The organism is Rathayibacter sp. AY1A2, from assembly GCF_002930935.1.
Classification (GTDB): Bacteria; Actinomycetota; Actinomycetes; order Actinomycetales; family Microbacteriaceae; genus Rathayibacter.
This window is the reverse complement of sequence record NZ_PSTP01000007.1, coordinates 65,446-88,599: the sequence shown is the minus strand read 5'-3', so window position 1 is coordinate 88,599 and position 23,154 is coordinate 65,446. Positions and strand designations below refer to the sequence as shown.

Here is a 23,154-nt window from a genome sequence, read left to right as displayed (position 1 = left end):
GCCGAACTGTACGGTCGTCTCATGCTCGACGTGCACCGGCTCCGCATCCTCCGCTCCGTCGTCGCCTCCGGCTCGATCGCGGGAGCCGCCTCCGGCCTCGGCTACACGCCGTCCGCCGTCAGCCAGCACCTCTCCGCTCTGCAGCGCGAGACCGGACTGACCCTGCTGGAGCGGGTGGGCCGCGGCGTCCGCCCGACCCCCGCCGGACGCGCCCTCGCCGCCCAGGCGGACCGCGTCCTCGAGCGCCTCGCCGAAGCGGAGGCCGTGGTGGAGGAGCTGCGCGAGGGCCGCTCCGGCCGCCTCTCCGTGACGTACTTCGCCTCCGTCGGCAGCGCCTGGATGCCGGAGGTCGCCCGCCGGCTGACCGCCGCGTTCCCCGGCCTCGCCCTCGATCTGCGCCTGGGAGAGGAGCTCGACGACGACCTCGGAGCGCGCCCCGACGTGCAGCTCCTCGTCGCCTCCTCCGAGCCGACCGCCCCCGGATTCACGGCGCACCACCTCCTCGACGACCCCTACCTCGTCGTCCTGCCCGACAATCATCCGCTCGCCTCCCGGAGCGAGATCGACCTCGCCGAGCTCGCGAACGAGCGCTGGGTCGACAACGACCTGCCCACCGGCTGGTGCCGCCGGAACGTCGTGGAGGCCTGCGCCGCCGCCGGGTTCGCGCCGCCCTTCCACGTCCAGGCCAACGACCACATCACCGCCGCCGCGTTCGTCGCCGCGGGCATGGGCGTGACGGTCCTGCCGGAGCTCGCGGCCCACCGCCTGCCGGACGGCGTCCGCGCCGTGCCCGTCGTCCGTCCCCGGCCCGTCCGCTCCCTCGAGGCCGTCGTGCGGAACTCCGCCGCCTCCTCCGCACCGGTGGCCCTGGTGCTGGAGACACTGAAGGCACTCGTCGCACGCCGTTGAGCGCGCCTGCACGGGCGAGCTCGCAGCACATCGGAGCACGATGGGCGCGTGAGATCCGTCGAACCCGTCACCCGTTCCGCGCCCGCGCTCGGCGGACCGCGCATCCTGAAACAGCGCTGGACCGAGGCGACGTTCCTGCACTGGCGGGTCGACCCCGCCCTGGTGGCGCCCCACCTCCCGGCCGGGACGAGGCCCGACGAGCACGACGGTTCCTCCTGGGTGGGCCTGATCCCGTTCCGGCTCTCGCGGACGGCCTTCCTCGGCGGCCCGCGGGTGCCCTGGCTCGGCACCTTCCCCGAGGTGAACGTCCGGCTCTACTCCGTCGACGAGCAGGGACGACGCGGAGTCGTGTTCGTCTCGCTCGACGCCTCCCACCTCCTTCCCGTGCTCACCGCGCAGGCGGTGTTCGGGCTCCCCTACCGCTGGGCCCGGATGAGCATCGAGCACCGCCACGGCGCGGTGATCTACGACACGATCCGGCACTCGGACTCGGCCGCCCGCTCCCGGATCGTCGTCCGCCCGGGCGACCCGGTCGGCGAGGACCCGCTCGCCTCGTTCCTCACTGCACGCTGGGCCTACCACGAGCGCCACCTGGGCTCCACCTGGTACGGCCGCAACCTGCACCGGCCGTGGCCGCTGCGCCGCGCGGAGCTGCTGGCGCTCGACGACGGGCTGCTCGACGCCGCGGGCTTCCCCGGGCTGGCGACGCGCGCGCCGGACTCGGTGCTGTACTCGGCAGGAGTGGAGACCGTGTTCACGGTGCCGCGGAAGGTGTGAGGGGGGCGACGCTCCTCCACAGACGGTTCTTCGCGATGCTGTCCGATGAAACGGCGCTCCCGAGGCCCACGGCGAGACTTCGTCCGGTGAGATCAGGGCATGAAGGAATCGGCGACAGTAGACGACGCGCTCACGGAGGCGCTCGCGCTCGCCGGCTCACGGCACGCTGAGCGGTCCGCCGTCGAGGCATCCCGGTACCGGGCAGTCGAGGAGGCACGCCGCCTCGCGATGGCGGCACCGGCGGTTCTCGTCGGCGAGCACGTCCAGGTGCAGGTGGATCGGGCGGAGGCGGCGCACCGGGCGCTGATCGCGGAGCTCGCGACGGGACTCCGGGTCTCGGAGGCGCACGCCTCTGCATTGGTCGACGAGGCACGCCTGCTGGTGAACGACCTCCCGGCGACGTTGCGCGCACTCGCGGACGGAGCGCTCTCCCCCGAGCACGCGCGACTCGTGGTGCGAGGAGCGCTCGACGTCCCCGCCGAGGTCCGTGGGCGCTTCGACGAGGAGGCCGCCACGATCGCGGTAGCCTGCACGCCGCCCCAGCTGCGACGCGCCCTCCGGTCGCTCCGGGAACGGCTGCACCCGCAGACGCTCAGCGAACGTCATCGGGACTGCGCCCGTCGTCGCGCGCTCTGGGTGGAGGGCCTCGACGACGGGATGGCGATCCTGCACCTCTACACCGCAGCTCCCGATGCGCTCGGCGCGATGGACAGGATCGACCGGGCCGCCCGCTCCCTCGCGGATCTGCCAGACGAGGAGCGGACGCTGGGCCAGCTCCGCGCGGACATCGCCGCTGCGCTGCTGGTCGACGGGGAGACATCGGCCGAGGGAGACGGCACGTCGATGCCGGCGGGAGTGCGCGCCGAAGTCGCGGTGACCGTGCCTGCACTGACCCTCCTCGGGCGCTCCGACCAGCCCGCGGTCCTCGACGGATACGGACCCGTCGATCCGGAGACCGCGCGGCGTCTCACAGCAGGTGCTCCCTCGTTCACGCGGCTGCTCACCCATCCGGAGAGCGGAGCGGTCCTCTCCGTCGGACGCGACTCCTACCGAGTGCCGGCGGACCTGCGTCGCCACCTCCAGCACCGCGACGGGACCTGCCGGTTCCCGGGATGCACCCACAGCACCCGCCACGCGGACGTCGACCACACGAACGACTGGCAGCACGGAGGCACCACGTCGGCCGACAACCTCGCACACCTCTGCCGACACCACCACCGGCTCCGCCACACCACGGGGTGGACCCACCGGCAGGAGCCGGACGGCACGCTGCACTGGACGAGCCCGACGGGACGGCAGCATGTCACCCGGCCCGGGGAGCCGGGGAACGGGACGGAGGGCGGACACGATCCGACCGGGACCGGCGGGGCGTGACAAGGGGCAGGTCGGGTGGCGTGGACGGGCAGGTCAAGGGGCGGGCCCGCTTCGGCGCGCCCGCGTAGCGTGGACGGCACGGGCCGATAGGCGCGGAAGCGACAAGAGGGGCAGCGACATGGCAGGAACGAAGGACAGGAAAGACGCGACGACGGGGACCTCCGCGGTGCTCTTCGACATCGACGGGACCCTCGCCGACACGAACTTCCTCCACGTCGAGGCGTGGTCGCGAGCCTTCTGGCAGGCCGACCTCGTCGTGCCCGCCTGGCGCATCCAACGAGCGATCGGCGCAGACTCGTCGGAGCTGCTCGACATGCTCCTCGAGGACGACGTGAAGGAGGAGCAGCGCGCACTGGTGAAGTCGCTGCACACCAAGAACTACACCGAGACGACAGCACGCATCATTCCACTTCCGGGAGCTCGCGAGCTCGTCGCGACGCTCGTCGGTCGAGGCGTCCACGTCGTCCTCGCCACCTCGGCACCGCAGAACGAGCTGGACGTGCTTCTCGACGTCCTCGACTTCGGCGGGTCCGTCCACGCTGTCACCAGCGGCGCCGACGTCTCCACCGCCAAGCCAGCACCCGACCTGATCTCTATCGCGCTCGACCGCGCGGGTGTCTCCGTCGACCGCGCCGTCATGGTCGGCGACGCGACCTGGGACGTCCTGGCCGCCGAGCGCGCGGGCCTGGCAACGGTCGGAGTCCTCTCCGGCGGAACCTCGGAGCACGAACTCCGCGAGGCCGGAGCCGTCGCCGTCTACGAGGACGCGGCGGCCGTCCTCACCGGTCTCGGTGAAGGGCCCCTCGCGAGCCTCCTGAACTGACCGACCGCCACCCCAGGAGGCTCACGAGCCTCAGTCGCGGGGTCGCCGTCGCAGCACGAGGAGCGTCACTCCGATGGCGGCGGCGACCGCGGCGAGAGCGCCGCCGATCCACAGGACGTCCCCGAGGAGTGCCGGGTCCGATCCGGACGTCGCCTGCGCTTCGTCGGCTGACTCGGCCTGTCCTCCTGAGACCGCGACGGTGCCGTTGCAGTCCGGGACCGAGTCCGACCCGTCGGCGAGCGCGGTCCCGTCGGACGGCGCCCAGTCGAACGCGTACTGGCCCGACACGGGGTGCCCGTCGGTGGACACGACCTGCCAGGTCACCTCGTACTCCCCCGCCGCGCCGAGCTCGAGCGGCATCGACGCTTCCGGCCCGACGACGCTGACGCAGCCGTCGCCGTAGTAGAGCCCGTCCGGCCCGACGACGCGCAGAGCCGCCGCCGTTCCGTCCGTCCCGAGGACGAGCAGGTCGTCGTTCGTCGTCAGCACCAGCGTTCCCGGCTGCTCCGTCACGGTCGAGTCCGCAGCGGGAGTCGTCGAGACGAGGTAGTTGTGCGCGCTGGCGGGCGCCGCCACCGCGATCGAACCGAGCAGCCCGATCGCGGTAGCGGCGACGAGGGCCTTCCGACGGGTCACGCCGACGCCCGGGGTCCGCGGCGGCGGGAGGCGAGCCCGACGGCCACGCCGACCGCGCCGACGACGAGCCCGCCGACTCCGAGGATGCGGGCGAGCACGTCGTCGCCGCTCGTGGCCGTCGTCGCCGAGGCGGTGGTCGCGACCGCGTCGTCACCGTCGCCGTCGTCGTCGTGTCCGCCCCCGTGGCCGGACCCTGCTTCCGCCGCGGTCACCGCGACGGTGGGAGCGGGCAGCTCGGGCTCGTCCTGGCCGTCGACGGTCGGCTGGTCCCAGGCGGTGCTGCCGGTCTCGCACGTCTGCAGCACGGGGAACTCCAGCGTGGAGCCGGCTGCGTCCTCGGGGAGCTGAAGCTGGAGGGCGACGGTGTCGCGGTAGCCGTCGGCGAGGGGCGTCTTCGCCGTGTAGACCACGTCCGAGACCCGCTTGGTCGCGGTGTTCCCGTGGGAGTCGGTGACCGGGTCGGCGATCGCGACCTCGTTCTTCACGACGTCCCAGTTCGGGTTGATCGTCGGGCTGACCGAGTTGATGCCGTCGGGCATCGTGATCGTGAGTCCCGTCGTCGGCGAGCCCTCGCAGCCGTGGGCCAGCGAGAACGTCACCACCGTGTACGAGCCGGCGGCGGTGCTGCTCGCCGCCGCGGTCACGTGGGCGCTGGCCGCCGTGGGCGCGGCGACAGCGAGCGCGATCGATCCGACGGCGACGAGTGCGCCGCTGCCGACGAGGCGGAGCCGCGAGAAGGAAGAAGAAGAAGAAGAAGAAGAACGGGTCATGACGGTCGTGTCCTCGGGGGAGATCCGGCGCGGGGCCGGGAGTTCTGGACGCAGCGCGGGTTCGCGGTGCGTGCGGGGCGCCGACCGGAGCCGCTCCCGCACGGGAGGGGCGTCAGGCGGCGCGGAGGACCCGCAGCGGCGGCCCGCGGTGCCGGAGGATCGAGAGGACCGCGTCGAGGGATCGAGTCGCCCGCGGCTCGTGGGTACCCGTCATCGAGACGCCGGGGGCCGACGGGAGTGCGACCGCGGACGCGCGGGCGACGATCCGTACGACGACGCGCTGGAGGCCTGCTCCCAGCGTCCAGAAGAGGCGCTCGCCGTACCGGAACGCCGCGATCGTGAAGGCAGCCGCAGCGAGGTGGGCGACGAGCATCAGCGGAGCGTGAGTCGCGTGTCCGCCTCCGCCGGCGATCAGCTCGATGGTCGACCCGTCGTGGAAGTGCGCGCCGGTGCCCGTCGTCCCGACCACGCTCACCTCCCCACCGCTGCCCGTGATGAGGAAGAGGCCGTGGTACGCGATCTGGCTGAGGAGCACGGAGAGCGTCAGCCGGGGAAGGGACAGACGGCGCCCCGAGAGGAGGACGCAGACGACGACGGCGAACGCCGCGGCGAGCGCGAGCACGGCAGGAGTGGGGGTCTCGGCGCCCGCGACCGTGTGGGAGGCGGCGGCCGTGGCGGTCGCGGCGAGAGCGGCGGCGACGCCGCGAGCCACTCGTGCACCTCGGGTCTGCACTCGCCCGTCCTCTCGTCGTCGCGTCGACGCGTGCGCGCGACGTCTCCAGGGTAATCGACGCGGCGGAGCAGCCCCCCGCGTTCCGGATCCTTGCCGTTACGAAGCCGTTACCTAGATCACCGAAAGAAATCCAAACCCCCGCAGGGAGGGCTCCGAACACATGTCAACGGCCGCGAAACGGTCCACACAGAACAGGTCCTCCGCATCACGTGGGGGCCGTCTCACGAAGGAGTAATCCCATGCGATCCACCAAGCGTTCCGCCCTCGCCGCATTCGCCCTGCTGGGCACCGCCGCCCTCGGCCTCACCGCCTGCTCGAGCGGAAGCGGCTCGACCACCGCCGCCAGCGACGCGGCGACCGAGATGTCGACCCCGATGGCCACCTCGTCGGCTTCCGCCTCCTCGACCCCCATGGCGACCATGGACCCGGCCGCGAACCTCGTCGGTCCCGGCTGTGCCGCGTACGCCGAGCAGGTCCCGGACGGCGCCGGCTCGGTCGAGGGCATGTCGCTCGACCCCGTCGCGACCGCCGCGTCGAACAACCCGCTGCTCACCACCCTGACCGCTGCGGTCTCCGGTGGCCTCAACCCCGACGTCAACCTCGTCGACACGCTGAACAGCGGCGAGTTCACCGTCTTCGCCCCGGTCGACGACGCGTTCGCCAAGCTCGACGCCGCGACCGTCGACTCCCTCAAGACCCCCGAGGGCGCCGCGACGCTGTCCTCGATCCTGACCTACCACGTCGTCCCCGGCCAGATCGCCCCTGACGCGATCGCCGGCGACCACGCCACCGTCCAGGGTGGCAACCTCACCGTCACCGGTTCCGGCGACGACCTGAAGGTCAACGACGCGTCCGTCATCTGCGGTGGCGTCCAGACCGCCAACGCGACCGTCTACCTCATCGACACCGTGCTGACCCCCCCGGCCAGCTGATTCCCCTCACCGGCTCCGGCCGGTGAACACGCCGAAGGGCGGGCACCTCGCGGTGTCCGCCCTTCGGCGTTCGTGCGTGCAGAAGCCCTCCGCGAAGCCGGGCACTGCAGAGTCGTCCAGCACAGAGTCGTCCAGCACAGAGTCGCGCAACGCAGCGCCGCCCCACGGGAAGCCGTACAGCGAGGAGCCCTGCGCAGCGCGGAGTCGGATGGTCACCACGACCCGGCACTCGCCGTCACTCCGCACCACAGCACTCACCACGAACGACACGAGGCGCGGACCCCGATGCAGGGGGTCCGCGCCTCGTGTCGTGCGGTCGGCGGCTACTCGGCCGGGGCGCTGATCTCGCGCAGGACGCGGTCGCCGGGGCGGGCCTCGATCATCTCGGCCTCGATCTCGGCCCGGTCGAGCAGCTCCTCCATGCGGCGGCGACGGTTGCGCGTGATGAGCGTCACGACCGTGCCCGTCTTGCCCGCGCGGCCGGTGCGGCCGGAGCGGTGGAGGTACGTCTTGTACTCGTCGGGAGCGTCGGCCTGAATCACCAGGTCGATGTCGTCGACGTGGATGCCGCGCGCGGCCACGTCCGTCGCGACCAGCACGTCCACGCGTCCGCTGGTGAGCAGTGCGAGGTTGCGGGTGCGGCGCGACTGGTTGAGGTCGCCGTGGAGGCTCGTCGCGGGGATGTCCGCGTGGTCGAGCTGCTCCGCGAGCTGCTCCGCGAACGCGCGGGTCCGGGCGAAGATCAGCGTCTTGCCCTGGCGGGCGGCGAGCTGCTCGATGATCTCGGCCTTGTCGCGGTGCTCGATCAGGAGCACGCGGTGGTCGATGGTCGAGGACGCCTGGTCCTCGCCGGCGACCTCGTGGACGCTCGGCTCGACCAGGAACTCGTCCACGAGCGTCGCGACGCCCTTGTCGAGCGTGGCCGAGAACAGCAGCCGCTGGCCGCCGTCGGCGGTCTGGCGGAGGATGCGCTGCACCGGCTCGAGGAAGCCGAGGTCGCACATGTGGTCGGCCTCGTCGAGCACCGTGATGGTGATGTTCGAGAGGTCGAGGCGCCCCTGCTCGACGAGGTCCTCGAGGCGGCCCGGCGTCGCGATGACGATGTCGACTCCGCGCTGGAGGGCTCCGACCTGCTTGTACTGGGGGACGCCGCCGTAGATGGTCGTCGTGAACAGGCCGACGGAGCGGGCGATCGGCTGGATGGTCCGGTCGATCTGCATGGCGAGCTCGCGGGTCGGCGCGAGGATGAGCGCGCGCGGAGCCCGGCCCGGCTTGCGGCCCTTCGCTCCGTTGTTCTCCATCAGGCGCTCGACGACGGGGGCGCCGAAGGCGATGGTCTTCCCGGAGCCGGTCTTGCCGCGTCCGAGGACGTCCTTGCCGGCGAGCACCTCGGGGATGGTCGCGGCCTGGATCGGGAACGGCGCGGCCGCTCCGAGCTCGGTCAGCATCCGGACGATGTTCCCTCCCAGGCCGAGGTCGCCGAAGGTGACGCCCTCGACGTCGACGGCGAGCGTGGCCGTCGCCTCGAGGCGCTCGAGCACGACGTCGTCGGCCTGGTGCGGCGCACGGGCGTCGCGGCTGGGGTAGAAGTCCGAGCCGGAGTCGCGGCGCGAGGGCCGGGAGTCGCGGTCGAACGAGCGGATCGGGCGGTCGCCGCGGTCGTGGCCGCGCGAGGGACGCGCGTCCCGGTCGAAGGAGCGGGCCGGACGGTCGCTGCGGTCGAACGAGCGGGCGGGACGCTCGGTGCGGTCGTAGCCGCGCGAGGGGCGCTCGTCGCGGTCGCCGGTGCGGGCCGGACGGTCGTCGCGTCCGTAGGAGCGGGCCGGACGATCGTCGCGGTCGTTCGAGCGGGCCGGACGCGCATCGCGGTCGAAGGAACGGGCCGGGCGGTCGCTCCGGTCGAAGGAACGCGCAGGACGGTCGTCGCGCCCGTAGGAACGCGCCGGACGATCGTCGCGATCGTTCGAGCGGGCCGGACGCGCGTCACGGTCGAAGGAACGGGCCGGGCGGTCGCTCCGGTCGAAGGAACGCGCAGGACGCTCATCGCGCCCGTAGGAACGCGCCGGACGATCGTCGCGATCGTTCGAGCGGGCCGGACGCGCATCGCGGTCGTAGCCGCGCGAGGGCCGCTCGTCGCGGTCGTTCCCGCGGGCGGACCGATCGGCGCGCTCGGTGGCCCGCTCGGCGCGCTCGTCGGCGTTCCAGCGCGCCTTCTTGGGGGCGTTCTCGTCGACGGCGCGGAAGCCGCGGTGGCCCTCGCTGCGCGAGCCCGGCTTGGCGCCGGGGAAGCGCGAGCGGCCGCCGAGCTGGGACTTGCCGCTCGAGGCGCCGAAGCGGTTGGGCTCGAAGTTCTTGGCCGGACGTCCGCCGGCGGGCTTCTTGTTCTTGGGCATGGCAGTTCTTCCTGGGTTCAGGTCGTGCGCGAGGAGGCGACGCCGGAGGAGCCCCGTCGTGAGGGGCGTCCGTGCGCTGGACTGCTGCGGGGCAGCAGGGGGAGAACCCGGGCGAGTCATTGACCGGGGCCGATTCACACATGTGATTCGTCTCACGACGACTGTCGGAGACTCGGCCCACTTGACTAACAAACCCATCCGCACGAGAACGCACGGTGTCAAGAGCCGACCGAGCGAGTCTACACGCGGCCCCGGAGCCTGGCTAGGGCGGGGAGACGTGCGGCCAGGAGCCGCTCAGGTCGGGAGCCGCTCAGGTCGGGAGCCGCGAAGCCCGGGAGTCGCGCACCTCCGCAACCGGTCCCCCGCGGAGTCGCCCCGCATACAGCCCCCCGGCCCCGAGCCGCAGCACGATCGACGCGCGCCCGCGCGCAACGACCGCCCGTCCGCTACTGCGACGCCCGCCGGGCCCGGTACGCGGCCACGTTCGCGCGATTGCCGCAGTTGCCCGTGTCGCAGTAGCGCTTCGAGCGGTTGCGGGAGAAGTCCACGAGCACCGCCTCGCAGTCCTCCGCCGCGCAGACGCGGATCCGCTCGCGCTCGTCGCCGCGGATCACGTCGACGAACGCCATGGCGGCCTCGACCAGGATGCGGGTGGCGAGCGGGCTCTCGTCGCGCGTCGCATGGAGGTGCCAGCCGTAGGGTCCGTGCCGGACCAGCTGCGGGAGCGCGCGGCCGGAGTCGAGCATCCCGTTGACGACGGGGACGAGGTCCTCCTCGGCCCGCGTGAGCCAGAGGGTGCGGAGGGAGGAGCGGATCGCCCGCACGGCCTCCAGCTCCTCGGCCGATCCGTCGCGGCTGCCCGTGTAGCGGTTCTCGAGGAGGAAGTCGTCCAGCTGCTCGATCGTCGCCATCTCGTCCTCGCCGGACGGCGACAGCTCGGGGAGCGTGTTGACGAGGGTGGCGGTGGAGGTCAGCGACGCCTCGACGTCATAGGCGAACACCATGTTGACTCCTGACAGTGCGGCTCAGTAGTGTGCGATCAGCTCGCTGTCACGAGTGTAATCCTTTTGACTCCTGAAGGAGCCGGCCATGACCGCCGAGAGCACCGCCGCCGTCACCCTCCCCGCCGCGAGCGCGCCCGCGCCTGCACGGCGCCTCGGCTCCGGCCTCGCCGCGGCGCTGGCCGCGTCGGCGGCGTTCGGTCTGGGCGGGCCGTTCGTGAAGCCGCTCCTCGAGGCGGGCTGGACGCCGGCGTCCGCGGTCCTCTGGCGGGCGGGCGGCGCGGCCCTGATCCTCGCGATCCCGGCGATCCTGTCCCTCCGCGGCCGCTGGCCCGTGCTCCGCCGCAACCTCGGCACGATCGCCCTCTACGGAGTCTTCGCCGTGATCGCCGCGCAGCTCTGCTTCTACAGCGCGATCGAGCACATGTCGGTCGGCGTCGCCCTGCTGATCGAGTACCTCGCGCCGGTGTTCCTCGTCCTCCTCGCCTGGGCGCGCACCCGCCGGCACCCCGGCCGCTTCACCCTCGCCGGCTCCGCTCTCGCGCTCGGCGGCCTGGTGCTCGTGCTCGACCTGTCCGGCGAGTCGACCCCCGAGCTGGTCGGCATCGCCTGGGCGCTGACCGCCTCGCTCGGCCTGTGCGTCTACTACGTCATCGCCGGCCGAGTGGATCCGGAGCTGCCGCCGATCGCGCTCACGGCGGGGGCGATGACGGTCGGCGCCGCGATCCTGCTGGCACTCGGGGCGCTCGGCGTCACACCGCTGCGCGCGACCTTCGGAGAGGTGGTGTTCGTCGGAGCGGAGGTCAGCTGGCTCCTCCCCGCGGGCGTGATCCTCGGCATGTCGACGGTGCTGGCGTATCTGCTCGGGATCGAGGGCGGACGCCGTCTCGGCACGCGGATCGCCTCCTTCGTCGGCCTGACGGAGGTGCTGTTCTCGATCGCGGCCGCGTGGCTGATCCTCGGCGAGCTGCCCGCGCCGATCCAGTTCGGCGGCGGCGCGCTGATCCTCGCGGGGGTCGTCCTGGTCCGGCTGCAGCGCGAGCCCGGCACCCCCTGATCGCGGGGGTGCCGCATCCGGGGCGCCGGGCACCCCGTACGCTGATCGCACTCATGCGCGAGCCCACCCGATCCCCGCGACGCGTCGCCGCGGTCCTGGCCGCCCTCGCACTCCTCCTCTCGGGCTGCGCGAGCACCACTCCCGTCTCGGAGCCGGTGGCGCAGGCGCTCGGAGCGGCACCCGCACCCGACTGGTCCGGCGTGAGCGTGACGGCCGACGTCGTCTACGACGCGAGCACCGGGCAGAGCGTCGACGTCTGCTCCTCCCCTGCCCCGTCGGCGGAGCCGCGGCCCGCCGTCCTCGTCGTGCACGGCGGCAGCTGGGCCCGTGGAGGCAAGGCCGACGCGAACTGGCGCCCGATCTGCCAGTGGCTCGGATCGGAGGGGTTCGTCGCCGTCTCGGTCGACTACCGCCTCGCGCCCGCCGCCGTGTTCCCCGCGCAGCTCGACGATGTGACGGCCGCCCTCGACTGGCTGCTCGAGCCGGAGCAGACCGCGCGCTTCGGCATCGATCCGGAGCGGGTGGCGGCCTTCGGCGGCTCGGCCGGCGGCAACCTCGCCTCTCTGCTCGGCACGCTGCCGTCGACCTCGTCCCGCCTGGCCGCCGTGGTCGACCTGAGCGGTCCCTCCGATCTCAGCGCCGCCGGCCTCGCCGACGACGACCCGGTTGTCGGAGTCGCGGCCGCCGTGCGCAGCTACCTCGACTGCGCGGACCTCGCCTCCTGCCCCGCTGCGACCGCCGCCTCGCCCCTCGCGCAGGTGGACGGCTCCGAGCCGCCGTTCCTCATCGCGCACGCGGCGCACGAACGGGTCGCGCTCAGCCAGTCGACCCGCTTCGCCGAGGCGCTGCGCGGAGCGGGCTCGAGGGTCGACCTCCTCGTCCTCCCCGGCTCGCTGCACTCGATCGCGCTGCTCGACGACGCTCTGCGCGCTCGGGTCGTCGAGTTCCTCCGCGCCCACCTGGGCTCGTGAGCGGAGTCGTCGTCCGCCTCGAGGACGCAGCCGGAGCGGAGGGCCTCCTCGCCGCGGTCCCGGCCCCGCACGCCCGCGTGCTGATCGCCCGGATCGACGGGGCGGCGGCCGGCGTGCTGGTGCTCGCTCCCGGCCCGGACGACTTCGCCGAGGTGCTGGAGCTCGTGGTCGCCTCCGTCCACCGGCGCACGGGAGTCGCCCGACGGCTCGTCGCGGCGGCGGAGTCGTGGGCGCGGGTGCAGCGGATCCGCACGCTGCGCCTGGCCGCCGCGCCGGAGCTCGCCGCAGCGGCCGAGGCGCTCGGCTTCACGGCGATCGACGGCTTCGGAGCCCACGTCGGCGACGACGCGGTGCTCTGCTTCGCGCGTCCGGTCTGAGCAGCGCCCGCTCCGAGACGAGCCTGGTCCGAGGAGCCCGGCCCGAGGGCCCGTCCGGTCGGAGGCCGACACGGCAGGACGCCCGCTCCGATCCGAGTGCCGCTCCCGAGAGGCGGCCCCGCCCTCGTCCGGCGCCCACCCCCGCCGTCAGTCGATCGAGCAGCCCGGCTCGTCCGACAGCGCCCGCTCGATCCGGGCGCGGTGCTCGTCCGACATCGGCGGCAGCGCGTCGGGCGCGAACCAGCCGACCTCGGTCGACTCGTCGTCCGCGACGTGGGCCTCCCCCGAGATCCAGCGGCAGCGCACCACGTGGTCGAGGTACTGCGAGCGGTCCCCGTTGGGATACTGCATCGGCGGCAGGGTGTGCACCTGCACGAGGCGCTCGACCTCGATCTCGACGCCCGCCTCCTCCTGCGCCTCGCGGCGGGCGGTGCCGGCGACGGTCTCGCCCGGGTCGATGATCCCGGTGACGGCCGTCCAGGCGCCGGTGTCGGCGCGCCGGACGAGCAGGACCTCGAGCGCCGGCTCCTCGCGGAGGATCACCGCGGTCACGCCGGTGAGCCAGAGCAGCTCGGTCCCGATCCGGTCGCGCAGCCGCAGCACGAACTCGGGAGTCGCCATCAGTGCGCTTCGGGTCGGAAGTCGAACGCGACGATGCCGGCCGTGTCGACGAACGGCCCGACGAACTCCTTGAACGCGTCGTGCGCCGGATCCCAGTGCGCGGGGTCCTCGACGGCCGGCCGGCCCAGGTAGTAGTGCAGGTCGCCCTCGGAGGAGAAGGTCAGCAGGAACGCGCGGTCGAACCCCTCGCCCGCGCCCTCGATGCTCAGCTGCGGCCCGGTCTCGATCGACTCGATGTAGGGCCGTCCGTCGCGGACGCACTCGTCGGCGAGGGCGAGGAAGCGGCGGGTGACCTCGTCCGCCTCGGCGACCAGCGCCGTCGGGCGGAAGCGGATCAGGACGAGGTGCCGGAGCGTGCCCGGGCGGAAGTCGCGGGCGACGAAGCGCTCCGGACCGATCTCGTCGAGGACCGCGGTGGCGCGCTCCGGGCCGCTGCGCCAGCGCGAGCCGACCGTCTCGGCCGCATCCCTGATGTCCGTCATGCCGACGCCTTCCCGGCGCGGGCGGCACGCCGCCGCTCACGATACCCCTCGACCAGGTTGTAGACGACGGGCAGGACCACGAGGGTCAGCACCGTCGAGGACACCAGGCCGCCGATCACGACGATCGCCAGCGGCTGCGAGATGAAGCCGCCGTGGCCCGTGATCCCCAGCGCCATCGGCAGCAGGGCGAAGATCGTCGCGAGGGCGGTCATCAGGATGGGCCGGAGCCGCCGCTCGGTGCCGTGCAGCAGCGCCTCCCGCACCGGCATCCCGCGGTCGCGGTACTGGTTCACCAGGTCCACGAGCACGATCGCGTTCGTGACGACGATGCCGATCAGCATCAGCACGCCGATCAGGGACGGCACGCCCAGCGGCACGCCGGTGATCACCTGCAGGAGGATCGCGCCGGTCGCCGCGAACGGCACCGACACGAGCAGGAGCAGCGGCTGCAGGAGCGAGCGGAACGTCGCCACCATCACGACGTAGACGATCAGGATCGCGACCAGCAGCGCGATGCCCAGCTGCGAGAACGCGTCGGCCTGGTCGGCGGTCACTCCGCCGAGGGAGGCGTCGACACCGGCCGGAAGCGCCGTCGCGTCGATCGCGTTCTGCACGGCGACGTTGGCCGAGGCGAGGTCGTCGCCCTCCGGGGTGACGGTGATGGTCGCGGTGCGCTGCCCGCGCTCGGTGGTGATGCTCGCCGGACCGTCCGTCTGCTCGACCGCCGCGAGGGTGGAGAGCGCGACGGTGCCGGTGAGGGTCGGCACCTCGAGGTTCCGCAGCTCGTCCACGGTGGCCGGCGGCTGCCCGTCGGCCAGGTAGATCGAGAGGGTGCGGTCGTCGATCACGACGCTGCCGACCTGGCTGGGCTGGAGCGCCTGGCTGACGATCGTGCCCACGGCGACCTCGCTGAGACCCGCCCGGGCCGCGGCGTCGCGGTCGACCCGCACCGCGATGTAGGGCAGCGAGGAGGAGAGGTTGCTCTCGGCCTGGCTGATCCCGTCGGTCCCGCGCAGGGCCTCGAGGAGCTGGTCGCTCGCGCTCTGGAGGTCGCTCTGCGAGGCGGTCGAGAGGTCGACCTCGATGTCCGAGGAGGCGCCGAAGCCGGAGGAGGCGGCGACGCTGATGTCCTCGGCCGAGGCGACGCCCGACAGCGCGTCGCGGACGTCCGCCTGCACGGCCTCCTGGTCGGCCGACTCATCGGTGGTGACGGAGTAGCGGATCGAGGTGCCGCCGCCTCCTCCCCCGCCGAACGCGCTCTGCAGACCGCCGGAGGAGCCGACGGTGAGCTGGACGGTCTCGACGCCGTCGACGCCGAGGATCGCCGTGCTCGCCTGCTGCGCCGTCGCGTCCTGCGCGTCGAGGCTCTGGCCGACGGGGACCGTCTGTGTGACGGTGAAGGTGTCCTGCCCGCTGGAGCCGAGGAAGTTCGTCTTCATCAGCGGGTACAGCGCACCGGTCCCGACGAGCACGAGCAGCGCGAGGAGGACGGTGACGACCGAGTGCTTCAGCGTCCAGTGGATGATCGGGCCGTACACCGACTGCAGCCCGCGCGCCCGCCGGGGAGCGGCGTGGGCGCCGTGGTGCGGGGCCTCCTCGACCGGCGCGGCGGTGTCGGCCGGGACCCCCGAGGCGGGTGCCCCTCCGGCCGCCGCGCGCTCCTCCGCGAGCGCCGCCTGCGCGGCCTGGCGCACCGCCGGCCGCTTCGAGGGGCGGAGGAACCAGTAGGCGAGCACCGGCACGATCGTCAGCGCCACCACGAGGGAGGCGAGCAGGGCGATCGACACGGTCAGCGCGAAGGGCCGGAACAGCTCGCCCGTGGTGCCGCCGACGAACGAGATCGGCAGGAACACCGCGACCGTGGTGATCGTGGAGGCGGTGATCGCGCCGGCGACCTCGCGGACGGCGACCGCGATGGTCCGGGCCCGGTCCTCACCCGCGTCGAGGTGCCGCTTGATGTTCTCGATCACGACGATGGAGTCGTCGACCACACGGCCGATCGCGATGGTGAGCGCGCCGAGGGTCAGGATGTTGAGGGTGTAGCCGGCCGTCTGCAGGCCGATGAAGGTGATCAGCACCGAGGTCGGGATCGAGATGGCCGTGACCAGGGTCGAGCGCACCGACAGCAGGAACAGCAGGATCACCAGCACGGCGAAGACGAGGCCGAGCGCCCCCTCCTGCGCGAGCGACGCGATCGACTCCTGGATGTAGGGCGCCTGGTCGAAGACCGGGGTGAAGGCGGCGTTGTCGCCGATCGACTCCTCGAGGTCCGGGAGCAGCGCGGCCACGCCGGTCGACACATCGACGGTGTTCGCGGCCGGGAGCTTCGTGATCGAGAGGGTCAGGGCGGGCTGGCCGTTGACGCGCGAGATCGAGGTGACGGGGGCGTCGGTGACGGCGACCGTCGCGACGGAGCCGAGGGTGGTGACCGTCGGCTCTGCGGTCACGGCCGCGCCTCCCGCCGCCGCTCCGGCGTCGGAGCCGCCGGCGGAAGCCCCGGCACCCGCGGAGGCACCCGCGCCCGCTGACGCACCGGCGCCGCCCGCACCCGCGGAGGCACCTGCGGACGGCAGCAGCGGCAGCGCCGCGATCGCGTCGGTCGAGTCGAGCTTGACGCCCGACTGCACCGAGAAGGTCGACCCGTCCTGGGTGATCTGTCCGCCCGCGACGAGCACGCCGTTCTGCTGCAGGGCCGAGCGGATGTCGCCGGTCGAGAGGCCGGCCGCGGCGAGCGCCGCGTCGTCCGGAGTGATCGTGACGCGCTGGGCGGTCTCGCCGACGAGCGCCGCCTCGCGCACGCCCTCGACCTTCTCCAGGTCCGGGATGACCGTGGTGCGCAGGCGCTCGGCCAGCGCGTCCGCGTCGCCGTCGCTCGACACGGCGAGCTGCAGCACCGGCAGGTCGTCGAGGGAGCCGGTGACCACCTGCGGGTCGACGCCGTCCGGGAGCGTGCTCTTGATCCGGTTGATCGCCTGCAGGATCTTCTGCTCGGCGGTGGCGAGGTCGGTGCCGTAGGTGAAGGACGCCGAGATGAGGGAGGAGTCCGTTGAGGACGTCGCGCTGGTCGTCTCGAGCCCCGGCACCCCCTGGATGGCGGTCTCGATCGGCGTCGAGACGTCGTCGTTGACCACCTCCGGAGCGGCGCCCGGGTAGGACGTGACGACGGCGAGCTGCGGGAAGGAGATCGACGGCGCGAGCTCCTGCTTGAGCCCGGTCAGGGCGACTCCGCCGAAGACGGCGATGACGACGGTGACGAGCGCGATGAGCGCCCGGTTCTTCATGCTGAGGACCGCGAGGAGATGCACCCTCCGAGTCTTCCATCAGCCGACTGAGTGTTGGGAGGGACGCGGCGTTCCGGGGCGCGCGACGGGGCGACCCGCGCCACCGGCGGGCCCGGACGCCCTCAGCCCAGGCGGACCTCCGCCGTCGACGACCCGACGGGGAGGCTCACTGCAGCGCCCGCCCCCGCGCTCGAGAGCGCGAAGTCCCCGGCGAAGGCCCGGACGCCGACGCGCCCCTCGGCGTCCGTCCGGAGCACCGTCGGCTCGAGCCACCAGTCCCCGCGGATCCGCGAGCGCAGCGCCTCGTAGGCCGGCTTCGGGCTCCCGTCGCGGCGGAGGAACCCGCCCGGCGCTCCGAGCCAGGCGCCGGCGTCGTCGAAGCCCCAGTAGGTGATCGCCTCGACCGCCGGATGCGCGACCAGCGTCTCGTAGTGCCGCACCATCTCGTCCGCCTGCCGCGCCTCCCCCTCCGGAGTGGTCGGCCAGTCCTCGACCACGTGGTCGTTGAGGTCCTCGATCTCGGCGGGCATCAGCTCGCCCGAGACGAGGGTGGTCTCGGTCCAGTGCAGCGGCAGGCCGAAGCGCGCGAACCTGTCGCAGATCGCCGCGATCTGCTCCTCCCCGCGGAACCCCTGGTGCATGTGCGACTGCAGGCCGATCGCGTCGGGCCGGATCCCGGCCTCGAGCACGTCCTCGATCAGCCGCTCGTACTCGGGCCCGAGGTCGAAGTCGTTCAGCACGAGCACCGGTCCGGTGCCGAGGCTGCGCGCCTCCGAGAAGGCCAGCTCGACCATGCCGACGCGTCCCTTCTCGCGGGCGAGGCGGGTGACGGCGTTCGTCACGCCGTCCGGGTCGTTCGCGAAGCGCGGCATGATGACGACCTCGTTGATCGCGTCCCAGGTGTCGATCAGCCCGGCGAAGGCGCCCACCTCCCGGCGGATGCGCGCGCGGAGGAGCTGCTCGGCCTCGTCCAGCGGCAGCGCGTCGAGCCACTCCGGCTTCACGTAGTGCCAGACGAGCGGGTGCCCCTTCAGGCGGACGCCGTCCGCGGCGAGCGCGCGCGCCTCGGCGAGCACCTCCTCCGTCGCGGTGCGGCCGCGCTCCGGCTCGAAGCGTCCCCAGTAGACGGGGAGCGTCGCCGTGTCGAACAGGTCGAGCCAGAGCCGGCGCTCCTCGGCGCGCGCGGGGTCGGTGCTCGGAGGGGTGCAGCCGAAGGCGAAGGCGTGGCGGCGCTGCTCGACCGTCACGTCGGCGTGGGCGAGCGGAGCGCCGTCGGCACCGAGGACGGTGACGAGGGCGTCGGCGAGACGGGGGCTGAAGTCGGTCATGCGGGGCCTCTCAGGCGGGGTGGCGCTCGTCGAGCGCCGTGTACTCGGATCGGGTGAGCGGGAGGACCGCTCCGTGCTTGGTGTCCTCGGGCAGGTCGAACTCCTCCGCGAGCTCCCAGCGGCCCGAGGCCGGGTCGGTGCTCGTGTAGGCGCGGTAGCCGTAGGGGCGGAGGGCGTACTGGTCGACCCAGAGCGACCAGCGCTCCTCGCGGTGGTGCCGGAAGACCAGCGGCCCCTCGATGCTCGGGCCGAGCTCCTGCCCGATCCCCCGCGCGACGGTGGTGAAGTCGTCCGCGAGGAGGGAGGAGCCGACCTGCTGGAACACCTGCATCGTGTCGGGGGCGTCGTCGTGCTGCTTGGCGAAGCGGTGGACGGCCGTGCCCTCGATCAGCAGCGTCATGTCGATCACTCCGCCGGGCAGCCGCAGGTAGGTCTCGGGCTCGGCGAACGTGCGGAAGTCGCGCGTGCGGGACATCATGATGCGGCTGTCGCCCGTCTCGCCGGTGGCGGGGTCGCCGTCCTCGGCCAGGCCGGAGGACCAGTGCACGAGGAAGTCGCCCGAGACCGGGTCGTAGACCGACTCCGGCGCCCAGGCCATGCCCGCGCCCTCGGGAGCGACGGCGACCGCGCGCGGCTCGGACCACTCGAGGAGGTCCGGGGAGTCCCAGACCACGAGGTCGCGGCTCCCCCGGTGCCGGTAGTGGTCCCAGTCCGGGCCCTCGGGCCGCCAGACGCGGAGATCGGTGGCGACGAGGTGGAAGCCCCGCGGCCCGCGGACGATGTGGGGGTCGCGGACGCCGCCCGTGCCGCCGGTCCACTCCAGCACCGGCCCGAGCGCCCGCCAGCGCAGCGGATCGTCGCCCCGGCTGAGCGAGAGGAAGATCTTCTCGCTGTGGCCGGTCCGGTCCTCCACGAAGTGGATCAGCAGGTAGCCGTACCCGTCGCTCATGAGAGAACGATCTCACACGCCCGGCGGGCACTCCACCTCAGACCACGTCGGCGAGGTACCCCGGGTCGGCCGCCGGGTGCCGGGCGACCTGCGCCCACGCCGTCGCGAGCGCCTCCACGGCCCGGTCGGTCGCCTCGGGCGAGTAGCCGATCGGGATGCGGAGGAAGCGCTCGAAGGCGCCGTCGATCCCGAAGCGCGGGCCCGCGGTGATCAGCAGGCCCGCCGTCCGGGCGGCGAGCGCGAGCTGCGAGCTCGCCGGCCGGCCCAGGCCCACCCAGGTGGAGAGGCCGCCCGAGACCCGCGGCACGCTCCACTCCGGGATCGCGCGCGCCAGGGCCGCTTCGAGGTGGTCGCGGCCCGCGCGCAGCTGCGAGCGCCGCAGCTCCAGCACGCCGTCCATCCGGCCGAGCATGTCCGCGACCAGGAGCTGCTCCAGGATCGGCGTGCCGAGGTCGCTCGCCGAGCGCGCCAGCGCCAGCTTGCGGATCACCGCTCGCTCGGCGCGGATCCAGCCGATCCGGATGCCGCCCCACAGCGTCTTGCCGACGGAGCCGATCGAGAGCACCGTCCCCTCGGGCCCGTAGGCGGCGAACGGCAGCGGCGTCATCCGCCGGTCGATGTCGAGCTCGGCCGTCGTCTCGTCGGCGATGATCAGGGTCCCCTGCCGGGCCGCGGCGGCGATCGCCCGCTCCCGCAGCTCGGGGGCCATGGAGCGGCCGGTCGGGTTGTGGAAGTCGGGCATCAGGTAGGCCAGGCTCGGGCTCGTGCCGCGCAGCGCGGCGATCAGGCCCTCTCCGTCCCAGCCGTCCGCCCCGTCGACGTTCACCGGCACGAGCCGCGCGCCTGCCAGCCGGAGGGCCTCGTAGGCGTGCGGGTAGGTCGGGGCCTCGATCAGCGCCCGGTCGCCCCGCGCGAGCAAGGTGCGGGCGACGAGCGCGATCGCGTGCTGCGCGCCGATGGTCACCATGATCTGGCCGGGCTCGGTGCGCAGACCCCGCGCGGTGTAGCGCTCGGCGATCGCGCGGCGCAGCACCGGCAGGCCGACGGTGTCGTAGGAGCCGGAGTCGAAGTGCTCGGGGGCCGCCTGCGCCGCGCGGGTGTACGCGTCGGCCAGCTCGGGGACGGCGGGCAGGGCCGCCTTGGTGAAGTCGAGGAAGTCCGGCGCGAGCGAGGGCACCGCGTGCACGGCCGCTCCCGGCAGGCGGGTGACGCTGCCGGAACCGCGCACGCTGACGAGGTAGCCGCTGTCGCGCAGCTCGCGGTACGCGGCGGCCACGGTCGTGCGGCTGACGCCGAGTCGGGCCGAGAGCTCGCGCTCGGCGGGCAGGCGGCTGCCCGCGGGGATGCGGCCGTCGATCCCGAGGAGGCGGATCCGATCGGCCAGCGCGAGGTAGGCGGGCCGGGTGCCGCGCTGCTCGCGCCAGTCGCCGAGGAGGGTCTGCAGGGCGCGCGCGCCGAAGTGGACATCAGCCATGCGTCCAAGGTAGCCGGATTGGACCGCGCGAAGAAGGCCAATGTCGCGCTGTGATGAGTCCATGACGCTCACCGCTCCCGTTGCCGCCGCCGCTCCCCCAGCGGGCCAGTGGCGCCTCCGACCCGTGCCGCGCCTGCTGGTGGGACTGATCCTCTACGGATTCGCCGACGCGATGATGATCCGCGCGGCGATCGGCGTGGACCCGTGGACCGTCTTCGCCCAGGGGGTCGCGCACCAGACCGGGCTCGGGATCGGACTGCTCACGAACGTGATCGGCCTGCTCGTCCTGCTGCTGTGGATCCCCCTCCGACAGCGGCCCGGTCTCGGCACCGTGCTGAACGTGCTCGTGGTCGGCACGATGATCGACGTCGGACTGCGTGTGCTGGCGACGCCGGAGGAGTGGTGGGCCCGCGGCCTGCTCTTCGCAGGCGGTCTCGTGCTGCTGGCGGTCGCGAGCGGGATCTACATCGGCGCCCGCCTCGGTCCGGGGCCCCGCGACGGACTGATGCTGGGCCTGCACACCCGCACGGGCCTGCCGATCTGGGTGGCGCGCTCGGGCGTCGAGCTCACGGTGCTGCTCATCGGCTGGGCCCTCGGCGGCGACGCCGGCCTCGGCACCCTCCTCTTCGCGGTGCTGATCGGGCCGCTCTGCTCGGTGACCCTGCCTCTGCTCGGGGTGCGGAGGCACTGACCCGCGCACGACGGACGCCCCGCCTCCCGGACCGGTTCCGGGAGGCGGGGCCTTCGCGATCGGATCGGCTAGCGCTTGGCCGCGATCTCCGCGCGCATCCGCGACGCCTCGTCGGAGTCCTGGATCGAGGCGATCCCCTCGGTGATCGAGGTGCCCGACGCGGGGGCCTCGTGCTCGTCCGCTCCGAGCGTGGTCTCGTCGAAGGGCGAGCGCCCGCCGAGGACCTCGCGGACCTGCACCATGTCGATCTGCTTGGTCCAGGTGCCCACGAGAAGGGTGGCGACCGCGTTGCCGGTGAAGTTGGTTACCGCGCGGGCCTCGGACATGAAGCGGTCGATGCCGACGATCACACCGACGCCGTTGACCAGGTCGGGACGGAAGGACTGGAGGCCGCCGGCCAGCGTGGCCAGGCCCGCTCCGGTGACGCCCGCGGCGCCCTTCGAGGCGATCATCATGAAGAGGAGGAGGCCGATCTGCTCCGGGATCGACATCGGCGCTCCGGTGGCCGAGGCGATGAACAGCGACGCCATCGTGAGGTAGATCGCCGTGCCGTCGAGGTTGAAGGAGTAGCCGGTGGGCACGGTGATGCCGACGACGGGCTTGGAGACGCCGAGGTGCTCCATCTTCGCGATCAGGCGGGGCAGCGCCGCCTCCGAGGAGGAGGTGCCGACGATGAGCAGGTACTCGCGGGCCAGGTACTTCATCAGCGAGAAGATGCTGACGCCGGTCACCAGGCGCAGCAGCAGGCCGAGGACGACGACCACGAAGATCGCGCAGGTGATGTAGAAGCCGATCATCAGGGTGGCGAGAGCGACGACCGCTCCCCAGCCGGTCTTGCCGACGACCGCGGCGATGGCGCCGAACGCGCCGATCGGGGCGACCCAGAGCACCATCGAGAGGATGCGGAAGACCAGGACCTGGAGCTGCTTGATCGCTCCGAGGATCGGCTGGCCCTTGGCGCCCATCTTCTGCAGCGCGAAGCCGACGAGCAGCGCGACGAAGAGGGTCTGCAGGATGCTGCCGTCCACGAGCGAGGAGAACAGCGAGACGGGGATGATCCCGAGGACGAAGTCGCTGGTGCTCTCGGCCTTGAGGTCGCTGGTGTCGTAGGTGGCGCTCGAGATGTCGAGGCCCTCGCCCGGGTGCAGGATGTTGCCGACGACGAGGCCGATCGCCAGGGCGAAGGTCGACATCACGATGAAGTAGCCCAGCGCGAGTCCGCCGACCTTGCCGACCGTGGCGGCCTTCGCGATGGAGCCGATGCCGATGACGATGGTGCAGAAGATGATCGGCGCGATCATCATCTTGATCAGTCCGACGAAGGCCTTGCCGACGGGCTCGAGCGTCGCCGCGAAGGCGGGAGCGACGAGTCCGACCACGACGCCGGCGACCACGGCGATGATGACGGCGATGTAGAGCCAGTGGTTCCGGTCGATGCGCCGCCGGGTCTTCGGAGGGGTGACCGCGGGGATCAGCCGGTCGGACGGCGTCTGAGGCGTCTTCGCCATGGGGGTGTCCTTCTCTTCGTCGAGGTGAGGGGGTAGGACGATGGTGGCCCCGCCTCCGGAGCCCGGC

At 72.9% G+C, this 23,154-nt stretch carries 21 protein-coding genes; 9 read left to right on the top strand and 12 right to left on the bottom strand.

Features of this window, described 5'->3' with window-relative positions; genetic code table 11:
* Window positions 1-21: 21 nt before the first annotated feature.
* From C5B93_RS08590 to C5B93_RS08575, 4 genes are all read left to right on the top strand, one after another.
* Window positions 22-909, top strand: coding sequence for a LysR family transcriptional regulator (locus tag C5B93_RS08590; RefSeq protein ID WP_104292239.1), 888 nt, complete (start codon window positions 22-24; stop codon window positions 907-909).
* Window positions 910-957: 48 nt separating this feature from the next.
* Window positions 958-1,686: a YqjF family protein gene (locus C5B93_RS08585; RefSeq protein WP_104226183.1), complete on the top strand. Its 729-nt coding sequence runs from the start codon at window positions 958-960 to the stop codon at window positions 1,684-1,686.
* A gap of 99 nt (window positions 1,687-1,785) precedes the next feature.
* Window positions 1,786-3,060 (top strand): HNH endonuclease signature motif containing protein, encoded by a 1,275-nt coding sequence (locus C5B93_RS08580; protein ID WP_104292238.1) that lies wholly within the window; start codon window positions 1,786-1,788, stop codon window positions 3,058-3,060.
* Between the two features lie 118 nt (window positions 3,061-3,178).
* Complete coding sequence (locus tag C5B93_RS08575) at window positions 3,179-3,883, top strand: HAD family hydrolase (RefSeq protein WP_104292237.1); 705 nt, start codon at window positions 3,179-3,181, stop codon at window positions 3,881-3,883.
* Between the two features lie 30 nt (window positions 3,884-3,913).
* Here C5B93_RS08575 and C5B93_RS08570 read toward each other — a convergent pair whose 3' ends face one another.
* The 3 genes from C5B93_RS08570 to C5B93_RS08560 form a co-directional block, all read right to left on the bottom strand.
* Entirely contained in the window at window positions 3,914-4,519 is a 606-nt protein-coding gene (locus C5B93_RS08570; protein WP_104283177.1) for a copper resistance CopC family protein, read from the bottom strand.
* Entirely contained in the window at window positions 4,516-5,289 is a 774-nt protein-coding gene (locus C5B93_RS08565) for a YcnI family protein (RefSeq protein ID WP_104292236.1), read from the bottom strand. The genes C5B93_RS08570 and C5B93_RS08565 overlap by 4 nt, the downstream gene beginning before the upstream one ends.
* Window positions 5,290-5,401: 112 nt before the next feature.
* Window positions 5,402-6,022: a hypothetical protein gene (locus tag C5B93_RS08560; protein WP_181068362.1), complete on the bottom strand. Its 621-nt coding sequence runs from the start codon at window positions 6,020-6,022 to the stop codon at window positions 5,402-5,404.
* Between the two features lie 239 nt (window positions 6,023-6,261).
* On the opposite strand from C5B93_RS08560, the gene C5B93_RS08555 reads away from it, so the two are divergent.
* Window positions 6,262-6,954 (top strand): fasciclin domain-containing protein, encoded by a 693-nt coding sequence (locus tag C5B93_RS08555; protein WP_104223824.1) that lies wholly within the window; start codon window positions 6,262-6,264, stop codon window positions 6,952-6,954.
* A 323-nt stretch (window positions 6,955-7,277) separates the two neighbouring features.
* Here C5B93_RS08555 and C5B93_RS08545 read toward each other — a convergent pair whose 3' ends face one another.
* On the bottom strand, window positions 7,278-9,347 hold the full coding sequence (locus tag C5B93_RS08545; protein WP_104292233.1) for a DEAD/DEAH box helicase: 2,070 nt from the start codon (window positions 9,345-9,347) through the stop codon (window positions 7,278-7,280).
* 446 nt (window positions 9,348-9,793) lie between these two features.
* Entirely contained in the window at window positions 9,794-10,351 is a 558-nt protein-coding gene (locus C5B93_RS08540; protein ID WP_104226176.1) for a CGNR zinc finger domain-containing protein, read from the bottom strand.
* Between the two features lie 85 nt (window positions 10,352-10,436).
* On the opposite strand from C5B93_RS08540, the gene C5B93_RS08535 reads away from it, so the two are divergent.
* The 3 genes from C5B93_RS08535 to C5B93_RS08525 are packed head-to-tail and all read left to right on the top strand — an operon-like array spanning window position 10,437 to window position 12,753.
* A complete protein-coding gene (locus C5B93_RS08535; protein WP_104292232.1) occupies window positions 10,437-11,405 on the top strand; it encodes a DMT family transporter in 969 nt (322 codons plus the stop codon).
* 53 nt (window positions 11,406-11,458) lie between these two features.
* Complete coding sequence (locus tag C5B93_RS08530) at window positions 11,459-12,376, top strand: alpha/beta hydrolase (protein WP_104292231.1); 918 nt, start codon at window positions 11,459-11,461, stop codon at window positions 12,374-12,376.
* Window positions 12,373-12,753 (top strand): GNAT family N-acetyltransferase, encoded by a 381-nt coding sequence (locus C5B93_RS08525; protein ID WP_104292230.1) that lies wholly within the window; start codon window positions 12,373-12,375, stop codon window positions 12,751-12,753. Before C5B93_RS08530 ends, C5B93_RS08525 begins: the two co-directional genes overlap by 4 nt.
* Before the next feature lie 147 nt (window positions 12,754-12,900).
* Here the strand turns inward: C5B93_RS08525 and C5B93_RS08520 are convergent, their stop codons facing one another.
* The 6 genes from C5B93_RS08520 to C5B93_RS08495 all read right to left on the bottom strand — a co-directional run bounded on the left by C5B93_RS08520 (window position 12,901) and on the right by C5B93_RS08495 (window position 20,888).
* The gene (locus C5B93_RS08520; protein WP_104233119.1) at window positions 12,901-13,374 is read right to left on the bottom strand and encodes an NUDIX domain-containing protein; all 474 of its coding nucleotides are present in this window, start codon (window positions 13,372-13,374) and stop codon (window positions 12,901-12,903) included.
* Entirely contained in the window at window positions 13,374-13,856 is a 483-nt protein-coding gene (locus tag C5B93_RS08515; protein WP_104223816.1) for a Dabb family protein, read from the bottom strand. Before C5B93_RS08515 ends, C5B93_RS08520 begins: the two co-directional genes overlap by 1 nt.
* Window positions 13,853-17,161 (bottom strand): efflux RND transporter permease subunit, encoded by a 3,309-nt coding sequence (locus C5B93_RS08510; protein WP_104260392.1) that lies wholly within the window; start codon window positions 17,159-17,161, stop codon window positions 13,853-13,855. The genes C5B93_RS08515 and C5B93_RS08510 overlap by 4 nt, the downstream gene beginning before the upstream one ends.
* A 98-nt stretch (window positions 17,162-17,259) precedes the next feature.
* On the bottom strand, window positions 17,260-18,465 hold the full coding sequence (locus C5B93_RS08505) for an endo-1,4-beta-xylanase (RefSeq protein WP_104292229.1): 1,206 nt from the start codon (window positions 18,463-18,465) through the stop codon (window positions 17,260-17,262).
* Window positions 18,466-18,475: 10 nt separating this feature from the next.
* Window positions 18,476-19,414, bottom strand: a complete 939-nt coding sequence (locus C5B93_RS08500) for a glycoside hydrolase family 43 protein (RefSeq protein WP_104292228.1) — start codon at window positions 19,412-19,414, stop codon at window positions 18,476-18,478.
* Window positions 19,415-19,451: 37 nt separating this feature from the next.
* Window positions 19,452-20,888: a PLP-dependent aminotransferase family protein gene (locus C5B93_RS08495; RefSeq protein ID WP_104292227.1), complete on the bottom strand. Its 1,437-nt coding sequence runs from the start codon at window positions 20,886-20,888 to the stop codon at window positions 19,452-19,454.
* A 61-nt stretch (window positions 20,889-20,949) separates the two neighbouring features.
* On the opposite strand from C5B93_RS08495, the gene C5B93_RS08490 reads away from it, so the two are divergent.
* Window positions 20,950-21,579, top strand: a complete 630-nt coding sequence (locus C5B93_RS08490; RefSeq protein ID WP_374953139.1) for a YitT family protein — start codon at window positions 20,950-20,952, stop codon at window positions 21,577-21,579.
* A gap of 68 nt (window positions 21,580-21,647) precedes the next feature.
* On the opposite strand, the gene C5B93_RS08485 is transcribed toward C5B93_RS08490, so the two are convergent.
* Window positions 21,648-23,087, bottom strand: a complete 1,440-nt coding sequence (locus tag C5B93_RS08485) for a cation:dicarboxylate symporter family transporter (RefSeq protein ID WP_104223811.1) — start codon at window positions 23,085-23,087, stop codon at window positions 21,648-21,650.
* Window positions 23,088-23,154: the final 67 nt, after the last annotated feature.

Coding starts and splice junctions, on each gene's coding strand:
- C5B93_RS08535 (WP_104292232.1), top strand. CDS start 10,437: ATGACCGCCGAGAGCACCGCCGCCGTCACCCTCCCCGCCGCGAGCGCG.
- C5B93_RS08495 (WP_104292227.1), bottom strand. CDS start 20,888: ATGGCTGATGTCCACTTCGGCGCGCGCGCCCTGCAGACCCTCCTCGGC.
- C5B93_RS08575 (WP_104292237.1), top strand. CDS start 3,179: ATGGCAGGAACGAAGGACAGGAAAGACGCGACGACGGGGACCTCCGCG.
- C5B93_RS08485 (WP_104223811.1), bottom strand. CDS start 23,087: ATGGCGAAGACGCCTCAGACGCCGTCCGACCGGCTGATCCCCGCGGTC.
- C5B93_RS08490 (WP_374953139.1), top strand. CDS start 20,950: ATGACGCTCACCGCTCCCGTTGCCGCCGCCGCTCCCCCAGCGGGCCAG.
- C5B93_RS08545 (WP_104292233.1), bottom strand. CDS start 9,347: ATGCCCAAGAACAAGAAGCCCGCCGGCGGACGTCCGGCCAAGAACTTC.
- C5B93_RS08515 (WP_104223816.1), bottom strand. CDS start 13,856: ATGACGGACATCAGGGATGCGGCCGAGACGGTCGGCTCGCGCTGGCGC.
- C5B93_RS08565 (WP_104292236.1), bottom strand. CDS start 5,289: ATGACCCGTTCTTCTTCTTCTTCTTCTTCTTCCTTCTCGCGGCTCCGC.
- C5B93_RS08530 (WP_104292231.1), top strand. CDS start 11,459: ATGCGCGAGCCCACCCGATCCCCGCGACGCGTCGCCGCGGTCCTGGCC.
- C5B93_RS08505 (WP_104292229.1), bottom strand. CDS start 18,465: ATGACCGACTTCAGCCCCCGTCTCGCCGACGCCCTCGTCACCGTCCTC.
- C5B93_RS08500 (WP_104292228.1), bottom strand. CDS start 19,414: ATGAGCGACGGGTACGGCTACCTGCTGATCCACTTCGTGGAGGACCGG.
- C5B93_RS08555 (WP_104223824.1), top strand. CDS start 6,262: ATGCGATCCACCAAGCGTTCCGCCCTCGCCGCATTCGCCCTGCTGGGC.
- C5B93_RS08520 (WP_104233119.1), bottom strand. CDS start 13,374: ATGGCGACTCCCGAGTTCGTGCTGCGGCTGCGCGACCGGATCGGGACC.
- C5B93_RS08590 (WP_104292239.1), top strand. CDS start 22: ATGCTCGACGTGCACCGGCTCCGCATCCTCCGCTCCGTCGTCGCCTCC.
- C5B93_RS08580 (WP_104292238.1), top strand. CDS start 1,786: ATGAAGGAATCGGCGACAGTAGACGACGCGCTCACGGAGGCGCTCGCG.
- C5B93_RS08540 (WP_104226176.1), bottom strand. CDS start 10,351: ATGGTGTTCGCCTATGACGTCGAGGCGTCGCTGACCTCCACCGCCACC.